Source organism: Coralloluteibacterium stylophorae, assembly GCF_018122625.2.
Taxonomy (GTDB): Bacteria; Pseudomonadota; Gammaproteobacteria; order Xanthomonadales; family Xanthomonadaceae; genus Coralloluteibacterium; species Coralloluteibacterium stylophorae.
Window position 1 is genome coordinate 81,730 of record NZ_JAGQFT020000011.1, and the last position, 12,713, is coordinate 94,442.

The 12,713-nt window shown below is 72.0% G+C and carries 8 protein-coding genes and 1 riboswitch; of the genes, 5 read left to right on the plus strand and 3 right to left on the minus strand.

The window, feature by feature from the left end:
- Positions 1–7: 7 nt before the first annotated feature.
- Together KB893_RS15265 and KB893_RS15270 are read left to right on the plus strand one after the other, a co-directional pair.
- Positions 8–1,117 (plus strand): glycosyltransferase, encoded by a 1,110-nt coding sequence (locus tag KB893_RS15265; RefSeq protein WP_211926250.1) that lies wholly within the window; start codon positions 8–10, stop codon positions 1,115–1,117.
- On the plus strand, positions 1,095–2,396 hold the full coding sequence (locus KB893_RS15270) for an O-antigen ligase family protein (protein WP_211926249.1): 1,302 nt from the start codon (positions 1,095–1,097) through the stop codon (positions 2,394–2,396). Before KB893_RS15265 ends, KB893_RS15270 begins: the two co-directional genes overlap by 23 nt.
- Here the strand turns inward: KB893_RS15270 and lpxL are convergent, their stop codons facing one another.
- The gene (lpxL, locus tag KB893_RS15275; RefSeq protein WP_211926248.1) at positions 2,397–3,320 is read right to left on the minus strand and encodes an LpxL/LpxP family Kdo(2)-lipid IV(A) lauroyl/palmitoleoyl acyltransferase; all 924 of its coding nucleotides are present in this window, start codon (positions 3,318–3,320) and stop codon (positions 2,397–2,399) included. It abuts the gene before it with no gap.
- Positions 3,321–3,388: 68 nt separating this feature from the next.
- Here lpxL and waaA point away from each other — a divergent pair, with 68 nt between their 5' ends.
- Positions 3,389–4,684, plus strand: coding sequence for a lipid IV(A) 3-deoxy-D-manno-octulosonic acid transferase (gene waaA, locus KB893_RS15280; protein WP_211926247.1), 1,296 nt, complete (start codon positions 3,389–3,391; stop codon positions 4,682–4,684).
- Between the two features lie 18 nt (positions 4,685–4,702).
- Here the strand turns inward: waaA and KB893_RS15285 are convergent, their stop codons facing one another.
- Complete coding sequence (locus KB893_RS15285) at positions 4,703–6,157, minus strand: TolC family outer membrane protein (protein ID WP_211926246.1); 1,455 nt, start codon at positions 6,155–6,157, stop codon at positions 4,703–4,705.
- Positions 6,158–6,200: 43 nt separating this feature from the next.
- Entirely contained in the window at positions 6,201–6,854 is a 654-nt protein-coding gene (locus KB893_RS15290) for a protein-L-isoaspartate O-methyltransferase family protein (protein WP_213173847.1), read from the minus strand.
- Between the two features lie 635 nt (positions 6,855–7,489).
- A riboswitch (TPP riboswitch) is annotated at positions 7,490–7,594 on the plus strand.
- Between the two features lie 61 nt (positions 7,595–7,655).
- Between KB893_RS15290 and thiC the strand changes: the two genes are divergently transcribed.
- Together thiC and KB893_RS15300 are read left to right on the plus strand one after the other, a co-directional pair.
- Entirely contained in the window at positions 7,656–9,536 is a 1,881-nt protein-coding gene (gene thiC, locus KB893_RS15295) for a phosphomethylpyrimidine synthase ThiC (protein WP_211927628.1), read from the plus strand.
- A gap of 218 nt (positions 9,537–9,754) precedes the next feature.
- Entirely contained in the window at positions 9,755–12,613 is a 2,859-nt protein-coding gene (locus tag KB893_RS15300) for a TonB-dependent receptor (RefSeq protein ID WP_213173848.1), read from the plus strand.
- Positions 12,614–12,713: the final 100 nt, after the last annotated feature.

A 12,713-nucleotide genomic window follows, 5' to 3' on the forward strand; every position in this document is an offset into this window, starting at 1 on the left:
CCCGCGCATGCCGCGTCGCCTGACCGTGGTGCAGCTGCTGCCGGCACTGGAGTCCGGCGGCGTCGAGCGTTCCACGCTGGAGATCGCCGCGGCACTGGTCGCCGCCGGTCACCGTTCGGTGGTGGTCTCGGCCGGCGGGCGCCTGGTCGCTGCGCTGCTGGCCGCCGGCAGCGAGCACGTCGAGCTCGACATCGGGCGCAAGTCGCCGTGGGTGCTGCGCCAGGTGCCGGCCCTGCGGCGGGTGCTCACCCGGCTCAATGCCGACATCGTGCACGCGCGCTCGCGCCTGCCGGCGTGGATCGGCCACCTGGCGCTGCGCGACGCGCGCCTGCGCGCGCGCTTCGTCACCACCGTCCACGGCCTCAATTCCCCCTCGCGCTACTCGCGGATCATGGCCCGCGGCGAGCGCGTGATCTGTGTGTCGGAGACGGTGCGCGCGCATGTGCGCGCCCACTATCCGGACACCGACCCGGCGCGGATCGAGGTGATCCCGCGCGGCATCGACCCGGCCGCCTTCCCCCGCGACCATGCGCCGCCGGCCGGCTGGCGCGCGGCGCTCGAGGCCACCCATCCCGAGCTCGCCGGCGGGCGCCTGCTGCTGATGCCGGGGCGCGGCACCCGGCTCAAGGGCCACGGCGACGCCATCGCGGTGCTGGCCGCGCTGCGTGCGGGCGGCATCGACGCGCGCCTGTGGCTGATGGGTGCCGGCGGCACCGGGCGCGAAGGCTATCTCGAGGAACTGCGCGCGCTGGCGCGCGGCGCCGGCGTCGACGGCCAGCTCGCGATCGGGCCGCCGCGCGACGACATCGTCGATGCCTATGCCGCCAGCGATCTGGTGCTGCAGCTCTCGCGCAAGCCGGAGGCCTTCGGCCGCACGGTGGTCGAGGCGCTCGCGGTCGGGCGGCCGGTGCTGGGCTGGGCGCACGGCGGCGTCGGCGAGCTGCTCGCCGCGCTCTATCCCACAGGCGCGGCGGCGCTGGGCGACATGGATGCGCTCGCCGCGCGCGCACGTGCGCTGCTCGAGGACGCGCCGGCGCCGCCGGTTACCATCCCGTACTCGCTCGCCGCCATGCAGGCCGCCACCCTTGCCCTCTATGTCCGACTCGCCGACGCCTGACACGCCCGCCTCCTTCCGCTGGGCGCCGTGGTGGGTCATCGCCTTCGTCGCGACGTGGCCGGGGCGCGGCGTGGCCGCCGGGATCCTGGTGCTCGGGGCGCTGGTCGCGTGCGGACTGCTGATACGGCAGCGTTTCCGCGGCGGCAGCCGCTACCTCAGCCACGAGGCCTGGGCGCTGACCTCGGTCCTATTCCTCGCCTACTGGCTGCCGGAAGCGTTCTCGCTGCTCGGCGCCGTGGACCCGCGCGAGACCGCCGAGAACGTGGTCGGCCACCTGGTCTACCTGCCGGCGCTGTGGCTGGCGGCGATGGCGGTGGCCGACGCCCGCGGGCGGCGGATTGCCTTCAACGGCATCGCCGCGGTGGTCGGCATCTGGACGCTCGACGCCCTGGTGCAGGCGGTCACCGGCTGGAGCCTCGGCGGCCATCTGCCGGGCGAGGTCGACCGCATCAACGGTATCTTCGGCGCGGACGGCAACTTCAAGCTCGGCATCGTCATCGCCAGCCTCGCGCCGTTCCCCTTGGCCGCGGCGGCACGCCGCCTCGGCACGGCGGGCTGGGTGCTGGCGGCGGGCGCCATGTTCGTGGTGGTGCTGCTGGCCGGCTCGCGCGCATCCTGGCTCACCTACGCGCTGGTGCTGGCGGTCAGTGGCTGGGTGCTGCTGGGCCTGAAGCGCGCGCTGCTGGTGCTGGTGCTCGGCGCCGGCGTGGTCGGCGGGCTGGCGGTGAGCGTCTCCGACCGGCTGATGGCGCGCATGGAACGGACCGAGGCGGCGCTCAGCGGCGAGGAGGAGGGCGTGGACCATGCGCTGTCGGGGCGTCTGGCGATCTGGACCGTGGCCGGCCGTATGGCGCTGGACCACCCGCTGACCGGCGTCGGCGTGCGCGGCTTCCGCTGCGCCTATCCGGACTACGCCGAGCCGGGCGACCAGTTCCTGCGCGAAGGCGGCGGTTCGCGCTGCGACGGCCGCCCCTACGGCGCCTTCCATGCGCACCAGATCGTGCTCGAGATCCTCAGCGAGACCGGCCTGGCCGGCATGGTGCTGTGGCTGTTCGGCGTGGCGCTCGCGCTGCGGGCGTGGTTCGTCGCCAGCACTGCGGCGCGCCTGCGCGCGGCGGTCCCCGGCCTGGCACTGGCGGTGACCGTGTTCCCGCTCAACACCCACCTGGCGACCTACTCGACCTTCTGGGGCGGCGTCACCCTGCTGCTGGCCGCGCTGTTCGCCGGCACCCTGCTGGCGCGCGACGCGCCCCGCGCAGCGGTGCGCCCCGGCGCGTGATCAGTACGGCGAACGGCCGTCCGGCTGGCGCTTGAAGCGCCGGTGGATCCACAGGTACTGGGCCGGCGCCTCGCGCACCATCGCCTCGATCGCCGCGTTCACGCGGGCGGTGTCGGCGGTGGCGTCCGCGGTCGGGAACTCCTGCAGCGGCGCGCCGACCCGCAGCACGTAGCGGTCGCCCTCGCGGCGGTGGAAGAACGGCACCACCGCGCAGCCGGTCAGCCGGGCGAGCTGGTGGGTGGCGGTGATGGTCGCGGCCGGCATCCCGAAGAACGGCGCGAACACGGTGTCCTTGCCGCGCATGTCCTGGTCGGGCGCGTACCACAGCGCGCCGCCCGACTTCAGCAGCTTCACCACCGGGCGCAGCGCGTCCTGGGTGTACATGGCGCTGGCGTAGCGCAGGCGCCCGCGCTTGACCGCCCACTCCATCGCCGGGCTGTCGTGCAGGCGGTACATGCCGGCGAGCTGGAGGTGGTCGCAGAGCAGGCGCCCGCACAGCTCCAGCGTGGTGAAGTGGCCGGATACCAGCAGGATGCCGCGCCCCTGCGCGCGCAGCGCCTCGAGGTGCTCCAGGCCCTGGATCTCCACGGCGCCACGCATCGGCGCGACCGAGCCCCACCAGGCCCGCGCGAACTCGAACACGCCGACGCCGAGCGCGTCGAAGCTGCGGTCGAGGAGGGTTTCGCGCGCCGCATCGTCCAGCTCCGGCAGGCACAGCGCCAGGTTGCGGCGGGCGGCGCGGCGGCGCGGCGGCATCGCGTACTTCAGCAGCCGGCCGATGCCGACGCCCAGGCGGCGCTGCAGCGCCCATGGCAGGCGCGCAGCGAGCACGCCCACGCCGACGCCGATCCACCCCGGCCAGTCGCGCGGGGCGCGGGGCGGCAGGCCGGGATCGTTGGGCGGGGAGGCGACGTGTCGGACCATCCGCGCATTGTAGGTGCTCGCCCGCGGCGTCCGGACCGAGCCGCAAGGGCTCGGCTATCCTTGCGCCGATGCGAAGTTCCCCGGCTCGGCGCGCGCTGCGCGGCCTGTACTCCCTGGCCATGTACCTCCTGGCGCCGCTGACGCTCTACCACCTGGTGTGGCGCGGCATGCGCCAGCGCGAATACCTGCAGCGCTGGGGCGAACGCTTCGGCTGGCTGGCCGCGCGTGCGCCGGGAGGCGCGCTGTGGGTGCACGCGGTCTCGGTGGGCGAGGTCAACGCCGCGCAGCCGCTGGTCAACGCCTTCCGCAGGGCGCATCCCGGACGGCGCCTGGTGGTGACCACGGTGACGCCCACGGGCTCGGCGCGGGGGCGTGCGCTGTGGGGCGAGGGGGTCGAGCACCTGTACCTGCCCTACGACATGCCGGGCGCGGTGGCGCGTTTCCTCGACCACGTCCGCCCCGCGGCGGGCGTGGTCATGGAGACCGAGATCTGGCCCAACCTCTTCTGCCAGTGCCAGGACCGCGGCATCCCGCTGATGATCGCCAACGCGCGGCTGTCGGCGCGCTCGCTGCGCGGCTACGCGCCGCTGCGTCCGCTGGTGCGCATGGCGCTGGACGCGGTGGCGCTGGTCGCGGCGCAGTCGCAGCACGACGCCCACCGCTACCAGGTGCTGGGTGCGGCGCCGGAGCGGGTCCGGGTCACCGGCAATCTCAAGTACGACCAGGACATGGACCCGGCGCTGCTGCCGCAGGCGCACGCCTGGCGCCGGGGCTGGGGAGCGGCGCGGCCGGTGTGGATCGCCGCCAGCACCCACGAGGAAGAGGTCGCGGCGGTGCTCGCTGCGCACCGGGCGGTGCTTGCACGCCATCCGCATGCGCTGCTGCTGTGGGCGCCGCGCCATCCCGACCGGTTCGCGGGTGTCGCCGCGGCGGCGCGCGAGGCGGGGTTCGACGTCGCCACCCGCACCCGCGATCGTCTGCCGGGGCCGGACACCGCCTGCTTCGTGGTCGACACCCTCGGCGAGCTGATGGCCTTCTATGCCGCCGCCGACCTGGCCTTCGTCGGCGGCAGCCTGCAGCCGATCGGCGGCCACAACCTGCTGGAGCCGGCGGCGCTCGGCGTGCCTTCCGTGGTCGGCCCGGAGACCTTCAACTTCGCCGAGATCACCCGCGCGCTGCTGCGCGTGGACGCGGTCCGGCAGGTCGCGGACGCCGAGGCGCTCGCGGTGGCCGTGAGCGAGCTGCTGGACGACCGCGTCGCCTGCGCACGCATGGGCGCGGCGGGGCGCGCCCTGGTCGCCGAGGAGCGCGGCGCGCTGGCGCGCACGCTCGAACTCCTGGAGACGCTGCTGCCGGCCGCCTAGGCGCCGCCGAGGACGGCGTCAGTCGTTGCGCGGGATGGTCGCCGGAGGCACGCCCATGTCCGGAGTGGCCGACTCCTTGATCGCTTCCGGATCCAGCGCGGCCTCGGCGTCGGTGGTCAGCAGGCGGTTGATCGCCGCGATGTCCTCGTAGGCGATGGTGCCGGTGGCCTGCTTCAGGCGCAGCGTGTTGACCAGGAAGTTGTGCCGGGCCGCGGCGTACTCGCGCTGCGCGGCGAACAGGTTCTGCTGGGTGATCAGCACCTCGACGATGGTGCGGGTGCCGACCTCGAGGCCCGCCTCGGATGCGTCGTAGGCGCTGCGCGCCGAGACCACCGCCGCACGGCGCGCCTCGACCTCGCTGATCCCGGCGACCACCGCGTCGTAGATGCTGCGGGTGGAACGGTTGATCGAGCGACGGGTCTGCTCGAGAAGGTCGAGCACGGCGTCGCGCTGGTAGCCGGCCTGGCGCACGCGCGCGCGCACCGCGCCGCCGCTGAAGATCGGCACGTTCAGGCGCACGCCGACGGTGGTGCCGTCGTTGGCGGTGTCGATCATGCGGTCGCCGGTGGCGAGGGTCTGGGTGCCCCAGCTGGCGCCCTTGCCGTAGCTGACGCTGGCGGTGAGGGTGGGCAGGTGGCCGGCGCGCGCGGTGTCGATGTCGTGCTCGGCGGCGCTCGCGGCGAGCTCGGCCGCCTGGATGCTGGGATTGCCGGTCAGCGCCTGGTCGACCCAGGCGTCGACGTCCTCCGGCACCGGCGCGGCGGGTTCGTAGTCGGGATCGAGGCCGCGCAGGTCCTCGGTCTGCTGGCCGGTGATCTCGGTCAGCGCCTCGTAGGCGTCGTTGAGCTGGGTCTGCGCCAGGATCGCGCTGGCGCGGGCGCTGTCGTAGCCGGCCTGGGCCTCGTGCACGTCGGTGATCGGCGCCAGACCGACCTCCAGGCGCTGTTCGGCCTGGTCGAGCTGGCGCTTGACCGCCTGTTCCTGCGCGCGCGCCGAGGCCAGCGTCTCGATCGCGGTGAGCACGTTGAAGTAGGCCTCGGCGGTGCGCACGAACAGTGCGTCGGCCTCCGCCTCGTACTCGAAGTCGGCCTGGGTCGCGCGCTCGCGGGCGGCGCGCAGACTGGTCCAGTCGGCCCAGTCGAAGATCGACTGCTCCAGGCTGACCGCGTAGTCGCGCTGGCGGATCACGCTGGAACTGTCGGTGCCGAGGATCTCGCCCTCCACGGTGCCCGCCGAATAGCTGTCGGAGTCGCTTTCGGTCAGGGTCGCGCTGCCGCCGACCTGCGGCAGCAGCGCCGAGCGCGCCAGCGGCACGTTCTCGCCGGTCGCCAGGCGCTCCGCGTCCGCCTGCGAGAGCTGCGGATCGCTCATCCGCGCCGCCTGGTAGGCCTCGAGCAGATCGGTCGCGTTCGCGGAGGAGGCCGCGCCGAGTCCGAGGACGATGGCGAGGGAGAGCGTGCGCAGGCGGGTCATGGAGGATCCTTGGGTGGGGCGCGGGTGGGCCCGCGCGCGGTTCTTAGAAGTCGAACCGCGGTGCCGGCGCGGCACCGCGGAGATAGGGGAGGTCGGTCTCGAACAGGCTCTCGCGCTGCCAGCCGCCGCCCTGGCGGGTGAGCCGCAGAGCCTCCATCGCCGGCGAACGGCCGTGCACGACGAAGACGCGGCCGCCGGGGCGGACCAGGGCGTCCAGCCAGGCGGGGATCTCGGCCACGGCGCCGGTCACGCAGACCGCGTCGTACTGCCGCCCCGGCGCGAAGGACAGGGCGTCGGCGACCTGCAGCTCGACGTTGCTGCAGCCGGCCGCCGCCAGCCGTGCGCGCGCGGCGTCGACGAAGGCGGGCTCGATGTCGATGCTGGTCACCGCCCGCGCCAGGCGCGACAGGCAGGCGGTGAGGTAGCCGGACCCGGTGCCGACCTCCAGCACCTCGTGCTCCGGGGCGATGTCCAGCGCCTGCAGCGCCCGGCCTTCGACCACCGGCTTCATCATGTACTCGCCGCCGCCCAGCGGCAGGGCGACGTCGGTGAAGGCCAGCGCACGCTGCGCCTCGGCGACGAAATCCTCGCGGCGCGTGGCGAGCATGGCATCCAGCACCCGCTGGTCGAGGACCTCCCAGGGGCGGATCTGCTGCTCGATCATGGCGAGCCGGGCGCGTTCGAAGTCGAGGGTCATGGTGCGGTGTCCTGATCGGTGTGCGGAGGGCGGCGGCAGCGGCGATGGCCGACCGGAAACGGCCGGGCCGGGCGTCCGCGCGCAGGGGCGCGCAAGTCTAGCAGCGCACCCCGTCCGCGCCCTCTCCACGGCGCAAAGGATCGGCTGCCGGGGCGGATGCGACTGAGTGCCGGAAGTCACCGGGCCCAAGAGCATGCAGGCGGGTGACCGGAGCGCGGGTGGCGTCGGCGTCGAGAGTCACGGCCGCGATGCGGTACGGATCGGCGCGGTGGCGGAGCGGGCTCGGGCAGGACTTCGGAAAAGTCGCCGTCGGGCCGGCCGACGCGATGCGGGATATGGGGCGGGGAGGGTGGGCCGCAGGTCGATGTTTAACTGCGAGCAGGGTTCCCGGGAACCAACGGGGGCGTGGCCGGTCTCTCTCTCCGCGACGTCAGGGTGGGTGGCCCGGGCGTCGCTTGAATCGCGGCCGGGTCGTTCGTCGGACATCCCCTCCCCCGCCGGACGGCCCGGTTCGCGATTTGTTTGACCCGCGGCGCTCGACGCCGCGGGCTTCTTTCGGGGCTTCTCCTCACATCTTCATGGCGCCGGCGCAATGTCGAACGCTGGTCGCCCCGCGCACGGGCGTGCTTCAATCGCCGGCGAAGCGGGGGTGCCCGCGCCGGACCGCCGGTGCGTGCTGAGAGAGTCCCTTCGAACCTGATCCGGCTCGCACCGGTGTAGGGAGCTTCGTGCGGAACCGGTCGCCTCGCGGCCGGAGGCCGTGCGCCGCCGCTTCGTCCCGCCACTGCCCGGACGAATGCCATGAACGCCCAGCTCCAGCCGCTGCTCGACGAGACCCGCACCCTGTCGGAGTCCGTCACCCGTCCCATCCCCGGTTCGCGCAAGGTGCACGTCGCCGGCTCACGCGACGACCTCCGCGTCCCCATGCGCGAGATCGCCCTGACCGCGACGCCGCGCATCGGCCAGGCGCCGGAGCCGAACGCCCCGTTCACCGTCTACGACACCTCCGGTCCCTACACCGACCCTGCCGCGAGCATCGATCTGGCTGCCGGCCTGCCGCCGCTGCGCGCGGCCTGGATCGCCGAGCGCGGCGACAGCGAGGAGCTCGCCGGCCTGAGTTCGGAATTCGGGCGCTCGCGCGAGACCAACCAGAAGCTCGATGCGGTGCGCTTCCCCGCGCGCCATGCGCCGCGGCGGGCGGTGGCCGGTGCCAACGTGACCCAGATGCATTACGCCCGCCGCGGGATCGTCACGCCGGAGATGGAGTTCATCGCGATCCGCGAGAACCAGCGCATCGAGGCGATCCGCGAGGCGCACCTGCTGCGCCAGCATCCCGGCGAGTCCTTCGGCGCGGCGATCCCGGGCGTGATCACGCCCGAGTTCGTGCGCGACGAGGTCGCGCGCGGCCGCGCCATCATCCCTGCCAACATCAACCACCCCGAACTCGAGCCGATGATCATCGGCCGCAACTTCCTGACCAAGGTCAACGCCAACATCGGCAATTCCGCGGTGTCCTCGGGCATCGCCGAGGAGGTCGAGAAGCTGGTGTGGTCGCTGCGCTGGGGCGCGGACACGGTGATGGACCTGTCGACCGGCAAGCACATCCACGAGACCCGCGAGTGGATCGTGCGCAATTCGCCGGCGCCGATCGGCACGGTGCCGATCTACCAGGCGCTGGAGAAGGTCAACGGCCAGGCCGAAGAGCTGTCGTGGGAGATCTTCCGCGACACGCTGATCGAGCAGGCGGAGCAGGGGGTCGACTACTTCACCATCCACGCCGGCGTGCTGCTGCGCTACGTGCCGCTCACCGCCAAGCGCGTCACCGGCATCGTCAGCCGCGGCGGCTCGATCATGGCCAAGTGGTGCCTGTCGCACCATCGCGAGAACTTCCTCTACACGCACTTCGAGGAGATCTGCGAGATCATGAAGGCCTACGACGTGAGCTTCTCGCTCGGCGACGGCCTGCGTCCCGGCTCGATCGCCGACGCCAACGATGCCGCCCAGTTCGGCGAACTGGAGACGCTGGGCGAGTTGACCAGGATCGCCTGGAAGCACGACGTGCAGACCATGATCGAGGGCCCCGGCCACGTGCCGATGCAGCTGATCAAGGCCAACATGGACAAGCAGCTGGCCTGCTGCGACGAGGCGCCGTTCTACACGCTGGGCCCGCTGACCACCGACATCGCGCCCGGCTACGACCACATCACCTCGGCGATCGGCGCCGCGATGATCGGCTGGTTCGGCACCGCCATGCTCTGCTACGTCACGCCGAAGGAGCACCTCGGCCTGCCCAACCGCGCCGACGTGCGCGAGGGGTTGATGGCCTACCGCATCGCCGCGCACGCCGCCGACCTCGCCAAGGGCCACCCGGCCGCGCAGGCGCGCGACAACGCGCTGTCGAAGGCGCGCTTCGAGTTCCGCTGGGAGGACCAGTTCAACCTCGGTCTCGACCCCGAGCGCGCCCGCGACTACCACGACGAGACGATGCCGAAGGAGGCGCACAAGTCGGCGCACTTCTGCTCGATGTGCGGCCCGCACTTCTGCTCGATGAAGATCACCCAGGACGTGCGCGACTACGCCGAAAGCCAGGGCGTGGCGGCCGACGCCGCGCTGGAGCACGGCATGGCCGGGAAGGCGGCGGAATTCGCCGCCGCGGGCAAGCAGCTCTACCGGCGCGACTGAGCCTGCAGCCGAGGCGGGAAGGGGCCGCCGGGCCCCGTCCCGCCTCCGCCGGCAACCGCTGCCGACCCCTCCCACGCTCAGCCTGGGTACATGCTGCGTCGCAAGGTGCACCCGCCCCGGGTCCGCTGTTAGCGTCGCAATGGCACCGGTGTCATCCATGGCCCGGGCCATATTCAGACCGACCACACGTCCGCCCCGAGGCGGCAGAGGAGGGGATCATGAGCACTCAGATCACGCGCCGGATGACACCGGTTACCGTGCTGGCGGCGGCGATCGGAGTCGCCCTGCAGTTCGCCGCACCCGCGGCCCATGCGCAGGCGGCCGCGACGGCCGGTGCCGCGCAGTCGAGCGCGCAGCAGACGCCGGTCGAGCAGGCCGGGCAGTCCCCTTCGCCGATCGCGGCGCCGGTGCAGCCGGCGCAGACCACGCTCGATCCGACCGAGCTCGACGCGGTGCAGGTGGTCGGCTATCGCGCCAGCCTGGTCAAGGCCCTCGACATCAAGCGCGACGCGGTGGGCGCGGTGGACGCCATCGTGGCCGAGGACATCGCCGAGTTCCCCGACCAGAACATCGCCGAGTCGCTGCAGCGCATCCCCGGCATCACCATCACCCGCGAGTCGGGCGAGGGCCGCAACATCGCCGTGCGCGGCCTCTCCGGCGAATACACCCGCGTGCGCATCAACGGCATGGAGGCGATCGCCGCCACCGGCGGCGAGGGTGGCCCCAACCGTGGCCGCGACTTCGACTACAACGTGTTCGCCTCGGAGCTCTTCAACTCGGTGGTGGTGCACAAGACCGCGGAGGCCTCCCTCGACGAGGGCTCGCTGGGCGCCATTGTCGACCTCAACACCGGCGGTCCGTTCGCCTACAAGAAGGGCTCCACCCTGCTGCTGTCCGGCCAGGCCCAGTACAACGATCTGGTCGAGGACACCTTCCCGCGCATCGCCGCGCTGTATGCCTGGAACGATCCCTCCGACATGTGGGCGGTGTCGTTCTCCGCGGCCTACTCCGACGACACCACCAAGGAACTCGGGCAGAACACGGTGCGCTGGCAGCAGGCGGACTTCCGCTCCGTCCGTGGCGTCACCTGCGCAGACAACCCGACCGATGCCGGCTGCGCCGAAGTCGCCGAGGGGTTCCACCCGCGCATCCCGCGCTACGGCGAGATCGAGGTCGACCGCGAGCGCCTGGGCCTGACCGGCAGCCTCGAGTTCCGTCCCGGCGACGACACCCGGATCAAGCTCGACGTGCTCCACTCCAAGCTCGACGCCACCCGCGCCGAACGCTGGGGCGAGGTGCTGTTCCGCGGCAACGAGGGCGGCATGGACGTGATCGACTATGCCTACGACCCGGCCACCAACAACCTCACCATGATGGAGGTCGACAACGCCTGGGTACGCAACGAGAACTTCGAGAAGGCCTGGACCACCGAGTTCAACCAGACCACGCTCGACTTCGAGCACACCTTCTCCGACAGCGTCACCGGCCACTTCCTCGCGGGCAGCGCATCGTCCGAGCTCGACTTCCCGCACGAGATCACCTTCGTCTACGACGACCGCGACTACGACGGCTTCGTCTACGACTACGGCAACGACGAGGAGCCGCTGATCGCCTTCAACGGCGCCGACGTCACCGATCCGGCGAACTTCCAGATGGCGGAGTTCCGCGACCGGCCGAGCAACACCAAGCACAAGTTCGACAACTTCGCCGCCGACGTCGAGTGGGCCTTCAGCCCCGACTACTGGCTGCAGGCGGGCGTGAGCTACCGCAAGTTCCGCTTCGAGACCTGGGGCGGCACGCGCGACACCGGCGTCTGCGCGGCCGGCGTCTACGAGTGCGATCCGGACGGCGACGGCGTCGACGACTACTACGGCATCCCCGCCACCGACGCGCTGTCGGAGGTCTACGAGTTCCCCGATGACGTGGCCGACGGCTCGACGACGGAATGGCTGATCCCCGACCTCGACGCCTGGCGCGACTACATCGACCTCGCCAACCAGCCGCTGCGCGAGGACGTGGGCAACATCCGCAGCGTCGAGGAGAAGGACACCGGCGCCTTCATCCAGTTCAACGGCTATACCCAGATCGCCGACCGCGACTTCCGCTTTAACCTGGGCGTGCGCTACGTCGAGACCGAGCAGACCTCCGACGGCTACAACTCCGGCGTCTTCGTGACGGTCAACAGGCCGAAGTACAAGGACACGCTGCCGGCGCTCAACATGGCCTACAACCTGACGCCGGACCTGCTGTGGCGCGTGTCGGCGGCCAAGGTCATGACCCGCCCCGGGCTCGGCAGCCTGACCCCCGGCGGCAGCGTCGACAGCTTCAACTACCGCGTCTCCTATCAGAACCCGTTCCTCGACCCGACCCGCGCGCGCGCCTACGACACCTCGCTCGAGTGGTACTTCGCGCCCGAGGCGCTGCTCTCGCTGGCCCTGTTCTACAAGGACCTGGATTCGCGCCCGATCTCGACCGAGCGCACCGGCACCTACGCGTCGACCGGCCTGCCGCTGTCGCTGCTGCTGCCGACCTCGCCGGCCGAGCAGGATCCGGAGGGACGGCCGTGGACCATCTCCACGATCGACAACGGGCCGGGCGGCACGGTGCGCGGTGCGGAGCTGGCCTTCCAGCTGCCGTTCGCGCTGTTCGCGAAGGACACGCCGGTGCTGCGCAACATGGGCGTCATCGGCAACTACACCTGGGTCGACTCCGAGGTCGATTACACCTTCGGCGACGAGACCGTCACCGAGCGGCTGTTCGGTCTCTCCAACGACTCGGCCAACCTCACCGTGTTCTACGAGAACGAGGTGTTCGACGCCCGCGTGTCCGCCGCCTACCGCGACGACTACCTGACCGGCACCAGCGGCACCGGCAACCGCTTCGAAGGCTACGGCGGTACGCTCAACGTCGACATGTCGATGGGCTACAAGCTCAACGAGAACTTCGACCTGACCTTCGAGGCGCTGAACCTCACCGATGACTACCAGGACCGCTGGACCGACATCACCACGCAGCGCCGCTACGAGTGGGACCACACCGGGCGCGTGTACAAGGTCGGCTTCCGCTACCGGTTCTGACCGCACCCACTGCCGCACGCCGGACGCCGCGCGCGTCCGGCGCCGCGGCGCCGCGCGGCTGGCGCTGCTGTTCGCCGTGCTGACGGGCGCGTCGCCTGCG

Bases quoted from the DNA above. Each gene is read 5' to 3' on its own strand.
- KB893_RS15265 (WP_211926250.1), top strand. From the start codon at position 8: ATGCCGCGTCGCCTGACCGTGGTGCAGCTGCTGCCGGCACTGGAGTCC.
- KB893_RS15270 (WP_211926249.1), top strand. From the start codon at position 1,095: ATGTCCGACTCGCCGACGCCTGACACGCCCGCCTCCTTCCGCTGGGCG.
- lpxL (WP_211926248.1), bottom strand. From the start codon at position 3,320: ATGGTCCGACACGTCGCCTCCCCGCCCAACGATCCCGGCCTGCCGCCC.
- waaA (WP_211926247.1), top strand. From the start codon at position 3,389: ATGCGAAGTTCCCCGGCTCGGCGCGCGCTGCGCGGCCTGTACTCCCTG.
- KB893_RS15285 (WP_211926246.1), bottom strand. From the start codon at position 6,157: ATGACCCGCCTGCGCACGCTCTCCCTCGCCATCGTCCTCGGACTCGGC.
- KB893_RS15290 (WP_213173847.1), bottom strand. From the start codon at position 6,854: ATGACCCTCGACTTCGAACGCGCCCGGCTCGCCATGATCGAGCAGCAG.
- thiC (WP_211927628.1), top strand. From the start codon at position 7,656: ATGAACGCCCAGCTCCAGCCGCTGCTCGACGAGACCCGCACCCTGTCG.
- KB893_RS15300 (WP_213173848.1), top strand. From the start codon at position 9,755: ATGAGCACTCAGATCACGCGCCGGATGACACCGGTTACCGTGCTGGCG.